The organism is Sphingobacterium sp. SGR-19 (genome assembly GCF_011043555.1).
Taxonomy (GTDB): Bacteria; Bacteroidota; Bacteroidia; order Sphingobacteriales; family Sphingobacteriaceae; genus Sphingobacterium.
Window position 1 is genome coordinate 1 of the sequence record NZ_JAAKGS010000005.1, and the last position, 22,159, is coordinate 22,159.

14 protein-coding genes are annotated in these 22,159 nt (G+C 45.8%); all 14 read left to right on the forward strand.

Translation table 11 applies throughout. From position 1 onward, the window contains the following. The first annotated feature begins 78 nt into the window (after positions 1-78). Entirely contained in the window at positions 79-1,218 is a 1,140-nt protein-coding gene (locus tag G5B43_RS10805; protein ID WP_165294768.1) for an aminotransferase class I/II-fold pyridoxal phosphate-dependent enzyme, read from the forward strand. 107 nt (positions 1,219-1,325) lie between these two features. Continuing rightward, a complete protein-coding gene (locus G5B43_RS10810) occupies positions 1,326-2,105 on the forward strand; it encodes a polysaccharide biosynthesis/export family protein (protein WP_165294769.1) in 780 nt (259 codons plus the stop codon). Positions 2,106-2,133: 28 nt separating this feature from the next. Next, the gene (locus G5B43_RS10815; RefSeq protein WP_165294770.1) at positions 2,134-4,542 is read left to right on the forward strand and encodes a GumC family protein; all 2,409 of its coding nucleotides are present in this window, start codon (positions 2,134-2,136) and stop codon (positions 4,540-4,542) included. A gap of 1 nt (position 4,543) precedes the next feature. Then, entirely contained in the window at positions 4,544-6,070 is a 1,527-nt protein-coding gene (locus tag G5B43_RS10820; protein WP_165294771.1) for a gliding motility protein RemB, read from the forward strand. 77 nt (positions 6,071-6,147) lie between these two features. Then, a complete protein-coding gene (locus tag G5B43_RS10825; RefSeq protein WP_165294772.1) occupies positions 6,148-7,338 on the forward strand; it encodes a FecR family protein in 1,191 nt (396 codons plus the stop codon). 96 nt (positions 7,339-7,434) lie between these two features. Next, positions 7,435-10,842 carry a TonB-dependent receptor gene (locus G5B43_RS10830; protein WP_240904846.1) on the forward strand — a complete coding sequence of 1,136 codons (3,408 nt, stop codon included), beginning with the start codon at positions 7,435-7,437 and terminating at the stop codon, positions 10,840-10,842. A gap of 6 nt (positions 10,843-10,848) precedes the next feature. Next, the gene (locus G5B43_RS10835; protein WP_165294773.1) at positions 10,849-12,540 is read left to right on the forward strand and encodes a RagB/SusD family nutrient uptake outer membrane protein; all 1,692 of its coding nucleotides are present in this window, start codon (positions 10,849-10,851) and stop codon (positions 12,538-12,540) included. A 17-nt stretch (positions 12,541-12,557) separates the two neighbouring features. After that, a complete protein-coding gene (locus G5B43_RS10840) occupies positions 12,558-13,388 on the forward strand; it encodes a hypothetical protein (protein WP_165294774.1) in 831 nt (276 codons plus the stop codon). A 102-nt stretch (positions 13,389-13,490) separates the two neighbouring features. Continuing rightward, positions 13,491-14,054, forward strand: a complete 564-nt coding sequence (locus G5B43_RS10845; RefSeq protein ID WP_165294775.1) for an RNA polymerase sigma factor — start codon at positions 13,491-13,493, stop codon at positions 14,052-14,054. A gap of 207 nt (positions 14,055-14,261) precedes the next feature. After that, the gene (locus G5B43_RS10850) at positions 14,262-15,284 is read left to right on the forward strand and encodes a LacI family DNA-binding transcriptional regulator (RefSeq protein WP_165294776.1); all 1,023 of its coding nucleotides are present in this window, start codon (positions 14,262-14,264) and stop codon (positions 15,282-15,284) included. 153 nt (positions 15,285-15,437) lie between these two features. Beyond that, positions 15,438-18,551 carry a SusC/RagA family TonB-linked outer membrane protein gene (locus tag G5B43_RS10855; RefSeq protein WP_165294777.1) on the forward strand — a complete coding sequence of 1,038 codons (3,114 nt, stop codon included), beginning with the start codon at positions 15,438-15,440 and terminating at the stop codon, positions 18,549-18,551. A 22-nt stretch (positions 18,552-18,573) separates the two neighbouring features. Then, a complete protein-coding gene (locus G5B43_RS10860; protein WP_165294778.1) occupies positions 18,574-20,055 on the forward strand; it encodes a RagB/SusD family nutrient uptake outer membrane protein in 1,482 nt (493 codons plus the stop codon). A gap of 43 nt (positions 20,056-20,098) precedes the next feature. After that, the gene (locus G5B43_RS10865) at positions 20,099-21,253 is read left to right on the forward strand and encodes a glycoside hydrolase family 130 protein (RefSeq protein WP_165294779.1); all 1,155 of its coding nucleotides are present in this window, start codon (positions 20,099-20,101) and stop codon (positions 21,251-21,253) included. Positions 21,254-21,271: 18 nt separating this feature from the next. Then, positions 21,272-22,156: an ROK family protein gene (locus G5B43_RS10870; RefSeq protein ID WP_165294780.1), complete on the forward strand. Its 885-nt coding sequence runs from the start codon at positions 21,272-21,274 to the stop codon at positions 22,154-22,156. Positions 22,157-22,159: the final 3 nt, after the last annotated feature.

Here is a 22,159-nt window from a genome sequence, read left to right on the forward strand (position 1 = left end):
AAGATAGGTAGCTATCTCCTAAAAGAACCAGAAAGAAGTAGAATAAATAAATTTGTATTATAATATATAACGCAAGAAATGAACGAGAAAATATGGTTGTCTTCCCCCCACATGGGTGGCAACGAGTTAAAGTACATCCATGAAGCATTCGATGCGAATTGGGTAGCGCCATTGGGACCAAATGTAAACGGATTTGAAAATGATATTGAATCCTTTTTAAAAGAGGAACACATCAAAGTAGCAGCGTTATCCGCCGGCACAGCGGCATTGCACTTGGCTTTAATCGAATGCGGCGTTGCACATGGAGACGAGGTGATTTGCCAATCCATGACATTTTCGGCTTCTGCGAACCCTATAGCATATCAAGGCGCTGTTCCGGTATTTGTTGACTCTGAGCCGGATACCTGGAACATGTGCCCAAAACAATTACGTGAGGCTATTCGGGACCGTTTTTCTAAAGGCAAAAAGCCGAAAGCTATTGTCGTTGTTCACTTGTATGGTATGCCTGCGAAAATCGACGAAATATTGGCAGTAGCTAAAGAGTTCGATATTCCAGTGATAGAAGATGCTGCGGAGGCGCTGGGTTCTACTTACAAGGGTAGAGCATGTGGTACCTTTGGACGTTTCGGCGTATTAAGCTTTAACGGAAACAAGATTATCACGACTTCTGGAGGCGGAGCGCTGGTATGCCACTCGCAGGAAGATAAAGATAAAGCGGTGTTCCTTTCCACACAGGCGCGTGATGATGCGCCTCACTATCAACATTCGCAGATAGGTTATAACTATCGCATGTCCAATATCTGTGCAGGTATCGGACGCGGACAGATGGAAGTGTTGGCTGATCGTGTTTCCGCACGACGTGCCATGCACGATTTCTATGTAGATTTATTTGCAGATATCGATGGCGTAGGGGTATTTTCGGAACCGTCAGAAGATCTCTTTTCAAATCATTGGCTGTCCGCTATAGTGATTGACCCTCTTGTTGTAGGGAAAACAAGAGAAGATTTGCGTTTCGCCTTTTTAAAGGATAATATCGAGTCTCGTCCCTTGTGGAAACCAATGCATCTACAACCTGTTTTTGCGGATAGTCCATATTATGGAGCTAAAGTAGCAGAGACTTTGTTTGATAATGGACTTTGTCTGCCTTCGGGATCAAACTTAACGGATCTTGAAAGAGAGAGGATTGAGGTGATTATTGAGAAATTCTTCAAGAATTAGTGTTAGAAAAAGGAAATAGCTTATTTTAAATATAAAATACTATTTTTGCTCACAAACAGAATTTGGAAAGCTTTTTGTAAATGCAACCCTATATAAAAGTAAAGTTTATGTCTAAACATATCTTCGGTTCGGTACTAGCCTTACTCACTGTCACTATTTTATTTTGCACTTCTTGTGCAAGCAAAAAGAACTTAGTTTATTTTCAGCCGGATTCGGTAGAGTTGAATACCATGTACGAATTGAATGCCCCTAAACTGCAGCCGGGGGATATCTTGGCTATTTCAATAACAGCAGATGATGTACGTGCAACGATGCCATTTAATCAGGTATCGCCCTATCAAGGGGGCACCGGAAACATCCAAGCTACAAATCCGTTTATTCCAACCTATGCGATCGATGCCAACGGCGAGATTGATTTTCCAAAAGTGGGAAAAATCAAATTGGCGGGGAAAACGCGTACGCAAGCGATGGACTTGTTGCGTCGAGAGGTGGGGGAATATATCGTGGACCCTGGAGTTTCGATGGTTGTGCGAAATTTTCGCGTGACGGTATTAGGCGAGGTGGCCCGTCCGGGAACCTTTACCATTGAGAACGACCGTGTTACTATTCTGGAAGCATTGGGTCTCGCCGGCGATATGACGATATATGGGGAACGTAATAATGTGTTGGTTATCCGGGAACAGGACGGAAAGAAGGAAGAATTTCGGTTGGATTTAAGAAAGAGAGAATCGATGAATTCTCCGGCTTATTATTTAACACAGAACGATGTGGTCTATGTGGAGCCTAATAGCGCACGTATACAAAATTCGAAATATACCGCAACGACATCGATTTTTGTATCAGTCATAGGTTTGATCGTGACAGTCATATCCGTTGTAACCCGCTAACTAAATTAGAGAAGAAGCAAAAGCATTTATGAAAAATACGCCTTACCCTCAAGTACATGAATCTGACGAATCAAAGCTAAACCTCAAGCAGATTTTTGAACAATATGCTTTCTATTGGAAGTGGTTTATTATTTCCGTTTTTGCCTGCTTATTTGTAGCCCTTGTTTACTTACGGTATGCGCAAAAAATCTACAATACGAGCGCCAAAATTCTCCTTCAAGATGAAAAGCAAGCGTCTGGCGATATGGCGGGACTGGCCGAGTTGGCTACCATGACGGGAATGGGTAGTTCATCCGCGGCCTTTGTGAACGACCAAATGGAGGTGTTGAGCTCTCGCAGACTGATGCGGAAAGTGGTTGATACGAACCGACTCTATCTTTCTTATTATATAAAGGGGAATATCAAGTCGGCTGAAGTTCTAGAAACTCAATCTCCATTAAAAATGATGCTGTTGGAACCGAACCATGCTCGTTTGGATTCAGTAGGGTATACCTTCACCGTAAGTAAAAAAGGTGAAAGTTATAAAATAAAAGATGAGCTGGAAGGAACGAGAGTGTATAAATTGGGAAGCAGGCTCGAGACGCCAATTGGCGCCATAAGCTTGGTGCCACAAGAAAGCAATAAGCTGTGGGAAGGTGATTTGGAGATCAGTTATATCCCTGCTGATATCACGGTGGATATTTTACGTAACGCGGTACGGGTTACACCGAATAGTGAAAGGCAGTCTTTTTTGGTTAATTTTTCGATGGATTATCCATTGATTGCAAAAGCGGAATTGATCTTGAATTCGCTTATCGATCAGTATAATCAAGATGTGACCTACGATAAAGCACAGGTTACAAGAGCAACTTCTAAGTTTATTACCTCTCGTCTAGACCTGATCTCCCGAGACCTAGCGGAAGCAGACTCAAAAGTAGCTGACTTTAAAGATCGGAATAGCTTGATGGATATGCAGGAGGAAGCACGTCTCTATATGCAGAATGCAACAGAAAATGAACAGAAGCTGGTGGAATACCAGACCCAGTTAAGCCTCGCCGACATGATGCGGGAAGCGACCTCGACTACAAAATATAACCTTTTACCTTCGAATATTGGGCTTACAGATCCATCTATACAGGCCAATATCAATAATTATAATGAGCTGGTGCTGGAGCGTGATGACTTATTAAAATCTGCTACACCGGATAACCCGGTGGTTAAGCAGTTAAATAACAATATCGCGCAAATCAATAAAAACCTACAGCTTTCCTTGGACAACTACAGAAAGGTCTTACAGGGCAACGTGGACGCGCTACAGGGGCAGAAAAGTAAATTCGAAGGTAAGCTTAATCAGTTGCCGAATCAAGAACGCGGCTTCAAAGATATTTCACGTCAGCAGCAGATTGTGGAGACCTTATATCTCTTCCTGTTACAAAAGCGAGAGGAAACCGAGATCAAAGCTGCGGCTACACCGGCTAATTTGAAGATTGTAGACGAAGCTTATGGTTACAAGGCTCCTGTAGCACCTAAAAAGCCGATTGTTATGCTCGGCGCCCTTATCCTAGGTTTTTTAATCCCATTCGGTATCCTCTATATCAAGTTCTTACTGGATAACAAGATCCATTCGCGCAAGGATATTGAAGAAGCTATGCACGCCCCTATTCTGGGTGAAATACCGTCGTCAGATCATCCGATCATTGAAGATAATGACCGGTCTTCGTTGGCCGAAGCAATTCGTATTTTGCGGACAAATATCTCTTTTATGCTGGGGAGCGCTAAAAAACAAGAATCCTCTGTGTTGTATGTCACATCGACTACTTCCGGCGAAGGTAAATCCTTTATCGCAACGAACTTGGCAAAGATTCTTTCCATGTCCGGTAAAAAGGTGTTATTGATCGGAGCAGATATCCGTTCACCGAAGGTATTGGATTATCTGGGACTTTCGCATTTGCAGCATACCAACATCGGGATTACGCAATATCTCGTGAATCCGGAGATGTCTGTTTCGAATATCGTTATTCAAAAACCAGCACCGTATAATTTCGATATTATCTATTCGGGCTATATTGCACCTAATCCAGCTGAATTGCTCATGAACGGCCACTTTGCGGATTTGATCGCTTACGGTCGTATGCAATACGACTATGTGATTGTCGATACGGCACCGGTAAGTATGGTAACCGATACTTTATTGATCGCCGAGCATGCGGATATGACCATTTATGTAGCACGCGCGAACTACCTAGACAAACGCTTATTGAATATTCCGAAGGAACTCTACGAAGAGGGTAAATTGAATAACATGGCGGTTGTCATTAACGATGTGGATTTCAAACGGGGTTATGGTTATGGCTATGGCTATGGTTATGGTTACGGCGAAACCCAGGAGGTATCGTTCCGTAAGCGAATCATGAATATTATTAAAGGCAAGAGCAATAAGCCGAAGATTAGGGGCTAGCATGAAACAAACGCGTTGCATACTGTTAATCATAGGGTTGCTTTTTGCGAAAATCGGTATATCGCAAATCCATTACCAGCCCTATTCCTATGAGCAATATCAGCGCCATATGTCGCAGATATATGCAGATAGCTTAACCCATACGGCGGTAAAACCATTTGTAGGAGAGAACATAGATCCGAGACACGAGATTGGTCCGCGGGACACCACCCGAAGCTGGTGGTACCGTAAACTATTTAATGAGCACCTGATTGAGGTAGCGAAAGACGACCATACCTTTTACCTGGACTTCATGCCCGATTTTATCATCGGCGGTGAACGCGGCACGAATAGCAAAAGTTTGTGGACAAACACACGTGGTGCGCAGGCAGGCCTTTCGGTGAATAAGAAGTTTTCATTATTTGTTAGTTTCTATGAGAATCAGGCACGTTATGCGAGCTATATTGACAGTACGGCCCGCGCTATAGGTAATTTACCAGGGCAAGGGTTTTCAAAAGGCCTCGAGACAGCAAAATACGATTGGATGAACGCCACAGCCAATATGAGTTACCAATTCTCAGATGCATTCAACGTGAGTGTAGCCTATGATAAACTCCATATCGGCGAGGGCTATCGGTCTGTCTTAATTTCTGATAATCCCTACAATTTCACACATGCCCGCTTATCCGGAACCGTTGGGCGATGGCAGTATCATTCGATATGGGCGTATATGAACGATCTTCGGAATCCACGTTTAGCGAATGTCGATGATCCCTTCTCAACGCGGTTAGGAAATGGCGTCAAATACGGTGCTTTCCAGTATGTGGATTATTTGGCAGGTGAAAAGGTAACGCTAGGTCTCTTCCACTCGTTGATCTGGGCGCAGAACAACCAAGGCACAGGTGGAAAAGCAAACGGTGGTTTAGGACTAAATGTAAAATACCAACCTTGGCAGAAGTATATTTTTTATGGACAGCTATATGCGGATGATATTTCTAAATTTGGTTTCGGAAGCAACGACAATCACCGGACGGCCTTCCAATTGGGTGGAAAAGCGTATGATTTATTTGACGTGGCGAACCTGAATGTAACGGTTGAGTATAATCAAGCAGCGCCCTATACCTATCAACACCCCAACAACCGAATTAACTACACGAGCAATGGGGAAGCATTGGCACACCCCCGGGGAGCTAATTTCCGGGAGGCATTGGGAATTGCCACCTACCGTTGGAACCGATGGGAAGTTTATGGACAGTCCATGTACGCACGTTATGGTCTTGACCCAGCCGACGCCCGTAACGTCGGCGTAGATCTATTTAAGGAAGATGTGACGGAGGATGGTTTCAGGATAGCACAAGGAAACCTCAATAACTTGTTTTACAACGAGCTGCGTCTTTCGTACGTCATGAATCCGAAATATAACCTTCGTTGGGAACTGGGCTTAATCGATCGCCGTAACAAAAACACCGTCACAGGGGACTACCATCATTCGACGATTTTCACGTTTGGATTGCGCTCGTCCTTCAGAACATTCCAACGGGAGTATTAAGGTAGCAACCTATTTTTTATTTTTTGCTAAGATTTTGCTAAGGGCGTCGTTATAGTTGGTGAACAACCACTATAAACATGAAAGCTACATCCAAGATAGCCGAGCTTATCAAACAATATATGAACGGAGATATTACACCGCAAGGGCGTATTATCCTCGAACAATGGTGTGCGCAATCCCCGGCAAACGCAGCTTTCTTTAAATCGCTTATCGAGGGGGAGTCTCTTTTTGAGGATGGTCTATCCTGGATGATGCTGGAAGAAGATAAAGGGCCGGACTGGCTACACAATCTAAAGCAGCATACGCTGGACAAGGTAGATGGAGACAAAAGCGCGAAAAAACGCCAAAGAAAGTTCTACTTTATCTATAGTGCCGTTGCCGCTGTATTGTTGGTAGCAGGACTCGTGGCTTATTTCCGGATAGGCTCGCCCGTTGCAGACAGCGAAATAAGCGTTGCCCATATACAGCCCGGAACAAACAAAGCAACACTTGTACTATCGAACGGTAAGAAGATAAACCTGAGAGGGGATAAAGAGGGTATTGTCCTCGACGATCAACTCACATACACCGATGGCACCCCCCTGTTGTCCATGGAAAAGAATGAAATTTCTCAGATACATGCGACTGTACAGGTACCAAAAGGGGGCAAATATAGCGTTACGCTCTCAGACGGAACGACCGTGTGGTTGAACGCGCAATCTACATTAGTTTATCCACTGGTATTCGATAAGCGGTATCGGAAAGTAAAGTTGGTGGGCGAAGGTTATTTTCAGGTGGCATCTGTTATGGACAATAACGGGCGCGTGCCTTTTGAAGTCCTTTGTGAAGACCAAAAAATCCTAGTTACTGGGACAGCGTTCAATGTATCGGCTTACCCGGATGATACGCATGCCGTGACGACCCTCGTCGAAGGCGCCGTCCGTATAGAAACGGAAAACCGATCGGTTCACTTAAAACCCAATCAGCAGGCAATATCCGGGAACGGAGAAATCCGTCAACAGGAGGTGGATGTTAAAGGCTTTGTCGCATGGAAGGATGATAAATTTCTTTTTTATGAAACAGAACTACGTGATCTGATGAAAGCGATAAGCCGATGGTATGCCATTGACGTCAGCTACGGGGAGCAGATCCCGCCAACATATTTCTATGGGGAGATAGACAGGAATAAGAATCTGGAGGAGGTACTACGTATCATCGAGAAAAGTGGTTTGAAATTTAAACTGCAAAAAAAAGATGGGAACCTGAATTTGATAGTTAGGGAACAATAGATACCAAATAAACCGACAATGAAAAGAAAAACGATCAGACACAAAGATGGGGGCAGACGGCCTGCCCCATCGAGAACAAAACGTTGGATAATCCTGATGAAGTTAACTATTTTGCTTACCCTATGGAGCGCTTTTAAACTCACGGCTAATGGATTCGCGCAGCATGTCTCTTTACAGGTGGTGGAAAAGCCACTCGTGGAGGTTATGGGATCCATAAAAGAACAAAGTGGTGTCCCTTTCCTGCTCAAGGGAAAGGGACTGGCAAATACCAAAATTACAGTAAATATAAAACATGTGCCGTTGGAAAAAGCATTGAAGACCGTGGTAGAGGGGCAGCCTATTCGTTGGGAAATAGCCGATGGGACCATTATTCTCCGAAGTACAGGGAAGGTAGAGCCGTCGGTACGCTCAAACAAGACCGTACAGGAACGTATAGTGACGGGGCGTGTTGCTGATGAGCGCGGGCAACCCATTCAGGGCGCCTCCGTCTTGGTCGTTGGCACAGATCAGGGAACCATCACCGATGAGCAAGGGGATTTTTCGGTCACCGTGAAGGCCGCGAATGATGTGCTTCGCGTATCTTCTGTGGGCTTCCTCGCGGCAGAGATAAAAATCGGTGCGCAGCAAACAGTGCGTGTGACACTAAAGGCTAGTTTGGGCGATTTGGACGAGGTAGTCGTTGTGGGCTATGGTACGCAGAAGAAAAGACTGACCACGGGTGCGAGTGTACAGGTGAAGGGTGAAGATTTGCAGAAATTAAGTACACCTAGTATACTGGAAGCAATGCAGAGTCAATCCCCTGGCGTGCAGATTACACAGTCCTCGGGCATGCCTGGCGAAAGTTTTAAGGTGATTGTACGTGGTTTAGGGACGATCGCCAATTCTGGGCCATTGTATGTTATTGATGGGGTGACGGGAGGTGATATCAATATGCTCAACCCTGCCGATATAGAGTCTATTGATGTGCTGAAAGATGCCGCTTCTGCGGCCATTTACGGATCCAGGGCCGCAAATGGGGTGGTATTGGTCACGACCAAGCAGGGAAGGGAAGGCCGTACAACCATCCATGTTGATAGTTATCTGGGATTCCAGAATGCCTATAAACTTCCGGCTCTGCTCAATGCACGGGAGTATATGGCTATCCAGGATGAACGGCGGTTCAATGAGGGAGCCGAACCATACGATTGGGCTAACCTCATCCCGAAACAATACGGGCAGATTATGGACGGCACGTGGAACGGAACAAACTGGCTGAAGGAAATCCATAATGACAATGCGATATTGCATAATACGGCCATTAATATCATGGGAGGAAATGAGTTGTCGAAATATTCGTTAGGCTATTCCATCACCGATAGAGAGGGGATTATGGGCGCGCCCGTCGAGCCTAATTTCCAACGCCATACGGCACGGATCAACTCCGAGCATATCCTGCTCAAAAATGATGATTTTACGCTGCTCAAGTTTGGAGAAAATGTGAATTACGGCTTCAACAAACGTTCAGGGATCGGGATTGGGGATATCTATTGGAACGATATACATAATGCGTTGGTCGGGAATCCCTTACTCCCGGTCTACAACGAAAACGGGGGCTATTACGACCAGGCAAGTAAAGTGGCTGATAAATGGATATTTGATGGTGCAACAGCAAATCCGATCGCGGAGATGGACTACAGGCGCGGACAGAACCTGAGCAAGAGCCACAGCCTTTCGGCAAATGCTTATCTGGAATTCCAACCGATAAAAAACTTAATTTTCCGATCTAATTTTGGATATCGCCTAAATGCTTCCTCTTATCGGCAATACACGCCTGTATATGCGCTTTCAACGACGCTGACGAATCCCATCGATGACATCTCCCAAAACCAAGAAATAGTACATAAGATTTTATGGGAAAACACATTGAGCTATGCCCTAAACCCGGTTGAGGATCATCAGATGGATGTGGTCATCGGGCAATCGATCGAAAAGGAAGGCTTAGGCGAAAACCTGAGCGTCACGACGGCAAACTCTTCATTCCCTGGACAATGGGATAAAGCCTGGGTAGGGAATGGACAGGGATACGAGGGCTTTATCCCGACGGTTGGTGGGATGCATCTCCCGGAATTTAGGATCGCGTCTTATTTTGGGCGTGTCAATTACAACATCAGGGAAACCTATATGGCATCGCTTATTCTAAGGGCAGATGCGTCTTCCAATTTCGCGAGGGGATACCGCTGGGGGTATTTCCCTTCTGCTTCGGCAGGATGGGTCATGACCAACGAGGAGTTTTTGCAGGATAATGGTTTTATGGATTTTATGAAGCTGCGCGCAAGCTGGGGCCAAAATGGAAATGCGAGTATCGACCCCTTCCAGTTTCTCCCCACCATTGCGATCGATAACAAAAATGGCTACTATTTTGGAAATAATAAGACAACCTTGAACAGGGGAGCGTATGCGGATGTAACGCCCACACCGGATATTTCCTGGGAAACCTCTGAACAGCTGAATATAGGCTTGGATGCCCGATTTTTGAACAATAGGCTGGCCTTTGTTTTTGACTGGTACAGAAAGTTGACAAAAGATTGGCTCGTTTTTGTGCCGGTACTGAGAACGTATGGTACATTAGGCCGTTTTGTCAATGGCGGTGATGTGGAGAATAAAGGGGTCGAAATAGGGTTGAACTGGAACGATTCCAAAGGAGACTTTCGCTATGGTATAGGGATAAATGGCGCTTATAACAAGAATAAAGTCTTGCGTATCGACAACGACGAGGGTATCATTCATGGAGAGGAAAACGTATTGAGCCAGTCTACCCAACGGATGTACCGGGCACAGGTACATTATCCTATCGGCTATTTTTATGGCTTCGAAACGAATGGTATTTTCCAAACACAGGAGCAGATTGAAGCGCTTAGGGCGACAGGGCACGGTGTGTTGCCGAACGCCCAGCCCGGCGACGTCATTTTTGTAGATCATGACGGCGACGGCAGGATTACCGATGCAGACAAGACAATGATCGGTAATCCGCACCCGGATTTTAGTGGCGGACTGAACCTGAATGTGGGATACAAAGGTGTCGACCTCTCGGTGACTGCCATTGGCTCTTTCGGACATCAAGTGGCTAAATCGTACCGTTCTTTTGCGGATAGCCCTTTGCAGAACTACACCACCGATATTTTTGAAAGATGGCATGGCGAAGGGACTTCCAATAGGCTACCGAGACTAACCAGCGGCAGCCATACCAATAACCAGTACATATCGGATATATATATCGAAAATGCGGACTTTGTAAAGATACAGAACGTGACGCTGGGATACGACCTGAAACAAGTATGGAAAAATACGCCGTTTAGCCAGGTGCGGCTATATGCGACCGTACAAAATCTCTTCACGTTTACAAAATATAGCGGGATGGATCCTGAAATCGGCTATGGGGACGATCAGTCGTGGGTATCTGGAATTGACTTGGGGTTCTATCCGCAACCGCGAACAGTCATGTTTGGTTTAAACCTTAAATTTTAATGGAGTATGAAAAAGATATGCTTAATTTTACTCGTTTGGGCAACACTGACTTCCTGTGAGAAATTCCTGGATACAGAGAGCTTTGATAAAAAGAATACCGGGAACTTTCCGGTTACCGTTGCGGATGCCAACAACATGCTGAACGGTATATATACGAGCCTGAACAGCGCCGTGTCGGATGTGCAGCACTCCCATTTTTATATGGCCGAACTCGCTTCGGACGACCGCTTCGGAGGGGGTGGGGAGAATGACCGGGATATGCAGGGACTCGACCACTTGATGAATACCCAGCCGGATCGCTTCCTGCCGTTCTGGACAGCGAGATATCAAGGCATTTTTAGGGCAAATATGGCGATCGAATCCATCGATAATATTACCGGATGGACAAACGAAGCGCAGAAGAATCAGCTGCTGGGCGAGGTGTATTTCCTGCGCGCACTCTATTACTTCGAACTGTCCCAGCTATTTGGCGAGGTGCCGCTGCTGACATCCACCTTGGTCGAAAATGTGCCAAAGACACCGGCTGAACAAACGTATGCAGTTATTGCAGAGGATTTGAAAACGGCTATTGAAATGATGCCGTCGGCTCCATACAACAGCGTAGCTTCCGGGCATGCGACAAAGTGGGCCGCACAGGCACTGATGGCGCGTGTCTTCCTTTTTTATACGGGATATTACCAGAAAGCTGAACTTCCGCTGGCCTCCGGAGGAACCGTAAGCAAAGGAGATGTCATAGCGTGGTTAAAGGATTGTATAAATAACAGCGGACACGACCTTGTGGATGATTTTAGAAATCTTTGGCCCTATACGAACGAATTTACAAAAAAGGACTATCCTTATGCGCAAGATAATAACCTGCTATATGCGGGTGATGGCCATAAAGAAACGGTATTTGCAGTCAAGTTTGGAACCTTGGTAGACTGGGGAGACCAATATAAGCTGGGCTATTCTAACCAAATGAACCTCCATTCGGGGCTGCGATCCAATAATGGTCAGGAAGGGACTTTTCCTTTTGGACAGGGCTGGGGCGCAGGGCCCGTCAACAGCAAATTGTGGAATGAATGGAGCCAGGCAGAGCCGACCGATATCCGTAGGAAAGGTTCTATCATCGATGTGGAAGCTGACCTCGAAAGCTATGTATACGGTGCGGATAACCAAATGGAAGAAACCGGCTTCTGGCAGAAGAAATATATCGCCGTTACCGCATATGATGATGGAGCGCTCATCCCCTCGTACGCTATTCTGGCCAATGCGTCGCCCGCAGATTATCAGCTGGCTCACACGCAGGATTTGGTGCTTATCCGCTTTGCAGATGTGTTGCTGATGCATGCTGAACTCGCGGAAGATAATAGCGGCTTAAACAGGGTTCGTAAGCGTGTGAATTTGCCCGAGGTGGCCTTTTCACTGGCAGCAATAAAGCGGGAAAGACGCTGGGAGCTCGCTTTTGAAGGTTTACGGTACTTTGACTTGATGCGCTGGCACGAAGCAGCGGATGCGCTAGCACAGCAAGAGGGGGTAGCGATCAAAAACAAGGGAATCGATACCCAGATGCGGGCATTTGGCGGCGGATACCGGAACCGGTTTGAAGCTACCGGTGGGTTTTGGCCTATCCCATCATCACAGATTGCACTTTCGGACGGGGTGCTGACACAAAATAGGGGGTGGGGAGAGTCTACCCACGAATTTCCAGGTTGGTAATCTTAAATATACAGACGATGAACAAGCTATTTTATACCTTCTTATCCATCCTTTGTTTTGCAATGATAGGATGTGACCCGATTGAAGACAAGATGGAACTGGGCGCTGCCATCACAGCGGATCAGCTCCAGATCACGGCGACGAATGTATTGGTCGACGGGAAAAAGAGTAACAAAGTGGTGCTAAATAACACAAGCCCGGTGCTTTCTTCATGGGATTATGGGGTTGGTGTGACCCAGCGGAAGACCGATACGGTCCTGTTGGTCACTACCGGCGAGAACGAGATTATTTTTACCGGCCTGAATGCCGACGGAAGTAAAATCAGCAAGTCCCTGCAGGTGTCGGTGGATGAACTGTCTTTCCCGGTTCCTCCCGAATGGGCTTTCTTAACCGACGGGGGCGAGAAAAATTGGGTGTGGGATAACACTAAGCCGGCTGTGTGGGGAAATGGGGGCTATCTTGGAAGTTTTGCACCTGCCTGGTGGACATTGCAGGAATCTGCTATTGACGGGCAGGCGCCGGGAGAAGGCATAGGAGCAAAAATGGTCTTTTCGCTGCGCGGCGCAAAGCTAACGAAAGTGAAAGCAAATGGAGAAAGTATAACCGGGACTTATACTTTTGATATGACAAAAAAGTTAACCATGGAGGATGGCACCGTTTGGGCAAAGGGAAAATTAACGACAAAAAATGTAACGGTATTATGTGGTATCTCTCCTAATGAAGGAAACGCGGCGGTGTATGAGTACGATATTTTGATACTCGACGGCAATGAGATGATGTTGGCGTATCCCGAACCCGGAGCCGTCGCTTGGGGAACGGCATGGTTTTGGGCATTTCGGGCGGAATAGATCGTAGGTCGCTGAAAATGGGGTACATCCGGCGCTTGCGCTTTTATTTTCGACTTAATTATAGTATGTTTGTATGTAACCACATCGTATAAGCCTATCAGTATGGAAGCATCCGATAAGCATATTTCTGATTTACGTAAAGGGAAGGAAACGGCATTGGGTTTCTTAATGGATCAGTTAGCGGATGCACTGCATTTTTTTGCCTACAGTTTTATAAAAGATAAGCAGACTGCATCGGAAATCGTATCCGATGCTTTTGTAAAACTCTGGGAAAGGCGAACGCATTTTGAGGCCATGGAGCCGGTGAAATCGTTTCTTTATCTGGTCGTCAAAAATGCTTGTCTTGACCACCTTAAACTCAGTAGGAATAAATTCCGCCATGAAGAAGCGGATGTTCTGGAAATAGAAGCGCCTGATCAAGATATATTAAGAAATATAATCTACACCGAACTCGTCGAATTGATCGTCAACGAAGTTAAAAAGCTTCCGCGACAACAGCTACAGGTAGTGCAACTATCCATCATGGAGGGAAAAAATATCCAAGAAGTCTGTGACGAGTTGGGAACGACGGCCAATACGGTATATTTTGCACGCTCAAAGGCGATAGCCGCGCTAAGGGCAGTGCTCAGAAAAAAGAAACTCTCGCTCCATTACCTTCTATGGTAGCTAAGGCGGCCGAACAGAACAAAGCTATAAGATAAAGAAATGCACTATTATAGTGCATTTTTTGTTAATATTTGCACTGTTTGAGTGCGATATGTTAGCGAAAGACGACCATACCCTTTACTTGGACCTCATGCTCGCTGGAGCAGAAAGTTCTAAAAAATGAAGATATTTGTGTACTTTGCGTAATAGTTAGCAGATAAAACGGCTATGTCGAACAAAAAAACCTCTATTAACGATATTGCGAAGCACCTGAATGTGGCGAAATCCACGGTATCCTTCATCATCAATGGAAAAGCCGAAGCCCATAGAATTAGCAAAAAACAAGAACAACGTGTACTCGCGTATATTAAGGAAATCGGGTATAAACCGAATTATATAGCTAAAAGTCTTGCGACCGGAAAGACCAATAGTATTGGCCTAATAGTAGAAAATATCGGCGACTCCTTTTTCGGGCCGATTGCGTTGATGATCGAGGAGCGAGCCAAGAAAAGTGGATACCGTATTATTTACAGCAGTACGCGGAACAATACCGACGACGCAGTGTCCGTATTACAATTATTTAAAGACACCCACGTAGATGGTTTCATTATCGCTCCGCCTGTTCAGATGGAAGAAGCCATTACAGAAGTCATACACGACAAGGTGCCAGTCGTGATCTTTGATAGGATGCTGGAAGGCATGGATACGGATTACGTGGGGACGAATAACCGAGAGGTTGTAGAAGAAGCCTGTGAACACCTGCTGGAGCAAAAGTTTAAGAACATTGCCTTCATTTCGCTAACTTCTCCCCAAAGTCAGATGAGAGAACGTCTAGAAGGCTATCTTCAGGCAATGCGCAAGAAAGAGCAAACACCTACCGTGCTTCAGATGCCATACGATTCTGATAGAGAAAGCTACACGAGCGAAATTATTCACTTTTTGCAAACCAATCCAGCTATTGATGCCGTTTTTTTCGCAACAAACTACCTTTGCATAAGCGGTTTAGAAGCCATTCGTGAAATGGGTAAAAAGATACCTGACGACATCGGTATTATTGCATTTGATGAACACGACTTGTTTCGTTTATTTTCACCATCCATTACAGCCATCGTTCAGCCGCTGGAGCAATTAAGTACAGCCATCATTAAAATTTTATTGGATCGTATTGACAAAGGATCGATAGCGCCCCATCGGCACATCACTATTCCTTCAACGTTCGTGATTCGGGAGTCCAGTGTGAAAAAAAGTTGAAATAACCGTTGCTAAACTGGTTTTTTAAATATAAATTTGAAATCAGAAAGCAGAAAAGGCTTTTTTTTGCTTGATTTGCAAAAACGGTTTTTCTGCTTTCTGGATAGTATACGCTAAGTAAAATTATAGTTTATAAACCTAACGAAAAGAGCGATGAACAAAAGAAATTTATGGTTCAAACTTTGCCTGGTTGCATCCTCCTATTTGCTTTCATCTGTTGTTTCTGTAGCTTCTCCAGCGACGGAGAAAGTAGTAAGGGAAATACAGCAAACGAATGTTGAGGGAACTGTCGTGGATGCAGAAGGAAGGCCATTAGCTGGTGCGACCGTCCGTGTTTCGGGACAGCAAGCCATGACGTCAACCGACGCAAAAGGGCGTTTCCTGCTTGCGGTAAGCGAAGGACAGTTGTTGTCCATTTCTTATACCGGTTATCATTCGAAAGAAGTCGAAGCAACCCCGGGAGAGCAGATGCTTGTCACCTTGCTGGAGGACGAGGCGGCATTAGATGAAGTCGTTGTCGTGGGCTACTCAGCACAACGGCGATCGTCGGTAACCGGTGCCGTGGCATCTGTTAACATGACGGACTTAGAAACGAGGCGCGTGCCTAATGTAGCGCAGTCCTTGCAAGGACAGGTCGCGGGCGTTCAGATTACACAAACCTCTGGAGCCCCCGGTGATGGTATCAATGTGCGGATCCGCGGAGAAGGTACTATCGGCAACAACAATCCACTTTACGTTGTCGATGGCGTCCCCTCCCGCGATATTACTTTTCTGAATCCTTCTGATATTGAGTCGATGTCGGTCTTGAAGGATGCTTCTGCCGCAGCCATTTATGGATCGCGTGCATCAGGCGGGGTCGTCGTCATCACCACCAAACAAGGAAAGGCGGGGCAATCAGCACTAAATATTAATTATTTTACAGGTTTGCAGCAGGTCGCCAATCTGCCACAAATGCTCAACACCCAGCAATATCTGGAGGTGTCGGAAATAGCGTGGAACAACTCAGGAAAAAGTGGCGAAAATCCCTATACATTAGATAAATCCCGAACGGATCTTGCAGATACCGATTGGCTGGATGAGTTGTTTGAAACCGGAAAAACCAATAGTGTGGAACTTTCTGCAAGTGGTGGAAACGATAAGACACAATACCTTATCTCGGGTGGCTATTACCGACAAAACGGTATTATTATTTACGATAATGATAAGTATGAGCGTATTAACTTCCGAGCGAATGTGAATAGTGCGCTGACGGAGCGGTTTAAAATAGGGACCAACTTACAGCTGACCTATTCACAACGAGATCAGATTTCAGCGAAAGGCGACGGCCCGGGCATCGTTAGGCATGCTATGTTAAGGCCACCTCTTTTAGCTGTTTACAAAGATCCTACTGATCCCACCTGGTCTGCAAGAGATCCTTTTACCGACTTACCCTTTTATCGGCACAATTCAGTGAATGGTGGGTATGAAAGTGACAAGTATGAATATTCGAGAAATCCCCTGGCCATAGCCTATTTTACAGACGATGTCTTTTCACGGATTAAAACGTTTGGTAACGTGTATGGAGAGTATGCGCTTCTTTCGGACAAGTCACTCAAATTCCGTACAAATGTCGGTATCGATCTAAACGTAAACCACACCAAGGCATTCTTCGAAAATTATGGAGATGATGATGGCGCAGCAGGTCCTAACGACTTGGGTAAGGGTCGTATAAATCGGCCGGAAGGGCTGAATGAAGACCGTGGGACGGACTTTACGCTAACCTGGAACAACGTGTTGTCATACGAAAAAGCAATAGGTCTGCATCAAATCAATGCACTCGCAGGTACGGAGTTCATCAATAATAATGCAGCAGCGATCAGTGGATCGCGCCGGCGTTATGATTACACCTTGCCGACCTTCCGTTACTTGGATTATGGCAGTACACTTCTGGACGTATGGAACGGTGGTGCCGGATCGGAGTATTCGCTTTTTAGTTTGTTTGGATCGGCCACGTACGAATACGATGGAAAATATATGGTCACTGCAAATTTGCGCGCAGACGAATCTTCCCGTTTCGGAGAGAACAACCGATGGGGATATTTTCCTTCTGTTTCGGTCGGTTGGACAATGAGCCGGGAGCGGTTTATGCAGAATGTCGACTGGATCAGCGATTTACGTCTACGGGCGAGTACCGGTGCGCTCGGAAATCAAGAAATTGATAACTACGCATACCTGACCCTTATGAGAAGGGCGGGCGAAAACTACCTGATTGATCGTTACGGCAATCCCGATCTGAAATGGGAGACGACCATACAGCATAATGTGGGGGTAGATCTAGCGCTTTTCAAAAACCAAGTGACCTTTACAGCAGATTATTTTATAAAAGATACGCGCGATATATTGTTGCCGATTTCCCTTCCCAGTTTTGTAGGGGATGTTCAACCTACTATTATTAATGCAGGGCGCGTGAAAAATAGAGGTTTTGAATTTTCACTCGGTTACCGAAAAACAACCGAAGGAGGATTTCGGTATGGCGTTAACGCCAACTTGGCGACTTTATCCAACGAGGTGGCAAAATTGCACCCCAATGTGCCTTATATCAGCGGTACAGCCACACGGACAGCGGTAGGTAATCCGCTCAACGCCTATTTCGGTTATGTGCAGGAAGGCATTTATCAGAATCAGGAAGAGATCAACACCCATTTATCAGGAGTCGAAAATCCACCGCAAAAACCGGGTGATATCCGTTTTAGAGATTTTAATGGCGATGGCGTAATCAACGATCAAGACCGAGATTTTATGGGGAGTCCTATTCCGAAGTTAACCTACGGGCTAAATCTTTCGGCCGCCTATAAAGGCTTTGATTTCGCAGCACTTATTCAGGGAGTTCAAGGCGTTGACCGTTATAACGATGGTCGGAAGATTCTCGATTATGATACCAGACCTTTTAATTATACGACGGATGTGCTGGGGGCTTGGAACGGCGAAGGTACAAGCAACACGATCCCTCGCTTAACTCAAAACGACAACGGCAGTAGCCGAGTATCGACCATCGTATTGGAGAATGCATCTTATGCGCGGTTGAAGAATCTCGAAGTAGGCTATTCCTTCGGCTCTTTGGTGAAGAAAGCGAATGTACTAAAGAATATGCGCGTTTATATTTCTGGACAGAATTTGTGGACGATAACAGATTATAAAGGTCTGGATCCGGAATCTACCGACTTGATCGATATGGGAACTTACCCTTCATCCAGAACATTCTTATTTGGTATCAATGTCACGTTTTAATGAAAATTAAAAGATTATTTGAATGAAAACATCGATTTTTAGCAGTTTGTGTAGCCTTCTTTTAGTGCTGGCTAGCTGCGATATGGAAAAAGACCCGATTGGATTGCTAACGCCTGATCAAATCAATGAGAGCCCCTCGGAAGCAACGTTAACATCGGCTGTAAACAGCGCGTATGAACCCCTGCGGAATACCAACGGATTTCTCGGAGATGGAAGTTGGGGGCGTGGATTATATATTCGTCCGGATTTTATAATTGAGGATATTGCCGGTGGCGATATGAACAAGAAATGGGTTTCTGATGGAGACCAAGCTTGGATGGACGAGGTCAGCCGATTCTCTTTCACAGCCGAAAATCCCGCTTTTAATGGATTATGGACCTATGCTTTTGAGGGGGTATCCCGGACAAATCTGGCGATTGCTAAGTTAAGTGACCCCGCTATTATCCAACAAGCGGGCATTTCCACGGAATTAGGAAACAGAATGTTGGGAGAAGCGCTCTTTCTGAGGGCGTATTACTACTTCGAGTTGGTTACCAATTTTGGAGACGTACCTCTGCTCATCAAACCGCTAACGAATTTTGACGAAGCGTATGAGGTCGCCAAAAGAGTGCCGCAGGATCAGATCTGGGAACAGATACGTACCGATCTACAACAAGCTGGAGAATTATTGCCGGAAGCGAAACATCCGGTAGGAGCAGAGCCATGGCGGGCTTCCATTGGGGCTGTATGGGCGTTCGAAGCGAAAGTCGCATTGTTTACCGAGGAATGGGCGAAGGTACTGGAAAAGGTGAATGCATTAGAACAAAAAGGTTATTATTCCTTAAACAGTAACTACTTTGATAGTTTTGACAATAGCAAGGAGTTTGCGGAACGAGAGGTGATATTCGCCTATAATCATACGCAGGGAACGCTGCCGAAGAACGGTAACAGTATAGGATCGCTGCTGGGATGGGGCTTTCTGGCACCGACAGACGATTTTATCGCTTCTTTCGAAGCGAATGACCCGCGTTTGGAATATACGGTTGACGTGGACAGCCGGCTGGTATATAAATTGATGGGCGAATTAAGTCCGGCGAACCGTGGGAACGGAGATTCGCCAACGAACAAGATTTTAATCCGTTGGGCAGATGTACTCCTCTGGAAAGCGGAGGCCTATCTGGAAACCAACGCATACGCAGCGGCTATTGGTTTGATAAACGAAATACGGATGCGCGCCCGCAATACGGTCACGGTGGACGGGGAGCGTGCCCCGGCAGGTACGCTACCGGCACATGACGTACAGGAATCGGATCCCGCTGTCATCAAGACTTGGTTGATGCAGGAGCGACGGTCCGAGCTGGGTTTTGAAAGTCACCGTTTTAGCGATTTGAGAAGGTGGAAAGTGGCGTCAGAAGTATTACGGGCGATGGGTAAAAGTTTTAGCCCGCATCACTATCTGTACCCGATACCACAGCGGGAAATTGATTTATCTGGAGGTTCCTTGGGACAGAACACAAATTATTGACAATTGCACGACGTAAATTAAATTTATATAAATCTTGATAACTATGAATAGATCAGTATGGAAGGGATTCCTATTGTTTATAGCGACCGCTGGAGCTGTCCAGGCGCAAGGACAACAGGAAACGAACACACTCCCCGAATGGGCATTTGGTGGTTTTGTAAGACCTGCAGGTGTAAATCCGGTGATATCTCCTATAGAAAATACGCGCTTTTTGGATCCGATGAGTGGCAAAGAGATCGCCTGGGAATCCAACGATACATTTAATCCTGCGGCTACGGTAAAGGACGGTAAAATTGTTGTGCTGTATCGAGCGGAAGATAAGTCGGGTGTAGGCATAGGCCATCGGACCTCCCGTTTGGGGTACGCTGAAAGTGAAGATGGTCTATCTTTTAGGCGCAACGAAACGCCTGTTTTTTACCCCGCCGAAGACGCGCAAAAAGCGTTTGAATGGCCGGGAGGAACGGAGGATCCCAGAGTGGCCGTAACGGAGGACGGACTTTATGTTATGTTTTATACCCAGTGGAACCGCGAAACTGCCCGACTTGGAGTCGCAACTTCCCGAGATTTGATAAACTGGGAGAAACACGGACAGATTTTTGCGAACGCAAAAAACGCAGATCTCGTCTTAGACAAATTCCATAAATCCGCTTCCATTGTTACCCAAGTAAAAAATGGAAAGCAAGTGATTACGAAAGTGAATGGAAAATACTGGATGTACTGGGGGGAACGTGGTGTATATGGTGCCACATCCGATAACCTCATCGATTGGGAGCCCGTTGTCGATGAAAATCGTGAGATAGAAGCCTTTATCTCGCCGCGGAAAGGTTTTTTTGATAGTGATCTAACCGAGTGTGGTCCACCGGCTATACTAACAGAACATGGCATCTTGTTGTTATACAACGGCAAAAATAATCCGGAGCATGGGGATAAACGGTTCAACAGAGGTACGTACAGCGCAGGACAGGTACTATTTGATGCTAACGATCCCACCAAAGTGATCGACCGCTTGGATGTACCGTTTTTAAGACCGATGGAAGATTTTGAAAAAAGTGGTCAATATAAAGATGGAACGGTTTTCATCGAAGGATTGGTCTATTTTCAGAATAAGTGGTTTTTATATTATGGATGTGCAGATTCGGAAGTGGCAGTAGCGGTATATGATCCGAGCAATCCAGCACAGCCAGACCCATTACCATAAATGTAACCTATTATAGGTATGATGAATAGCTCGATAGAAGAAAGCGTCCTCTGTGCGGACATAGGTGGGTCTCATATTACGGCAGCCGTAATTGACGTTACTCGTCAAACAATGATTTCCAATACGATTGTCCGCCACAAAATCGACGCGCATGCTGCAGCAAAGGTTATCTTGGCGGAGTGGGCAAGAGCATTGAAGGCCGCTCAAGCGTGCTGGGGAAAAAAATGTGACCATTTGGCGATATCTATGCCAGGACCTTTTGATTACGACAAAGGTATATCGCTAATCAAGGGCTTGGATAAATACGATGCGCTTTTTGGTATGGATATTAAGCGAGAGTTTGCTACTGAGCTGATGCTGCCGACAGAAAGCATCTGGTTCATGAATGATGCCGAAGCGTTTCTGCGGGGTGAGGCAAGTCAAGACAGTAATAAACATTATAAGAGCGTACTCGGGCTGACTTTAGGAACGGGATTGGGGGCTGCGTTCTTTCAAGAAGGTACCGTCACTGATCTGAATCTCGGTTCATCCTCCTTCTTAAACGGCATCGCCGAGGACTATATTTCGAGTCGCGGCATTCTTGCATATTATCGTATGCTAGGGGGTATCAAAGCAACTGATGTGAAGACGCTGGTAAACGGGATCAGTACCGATATGAAGGCGATACAAGCCATACAACAGCTCGCTAAGTGGTTGGCTGACTTTCTCTCGCAGCATGTGCCGGTTTGGAATCCGGACCTCATTATTATTGGTGGCAATATAAGTAAGGCCCACGCGCTTTTTCTCCCTACAGTATCGGATATTTTAGAAGGTCGTGGTATACATGTTCCTATAAAAGTAGCTACCATGGGAGAACACGCGGCGATGCTTGGAGCATCGTCATTGGTCAAGATTAAAAAATAATAT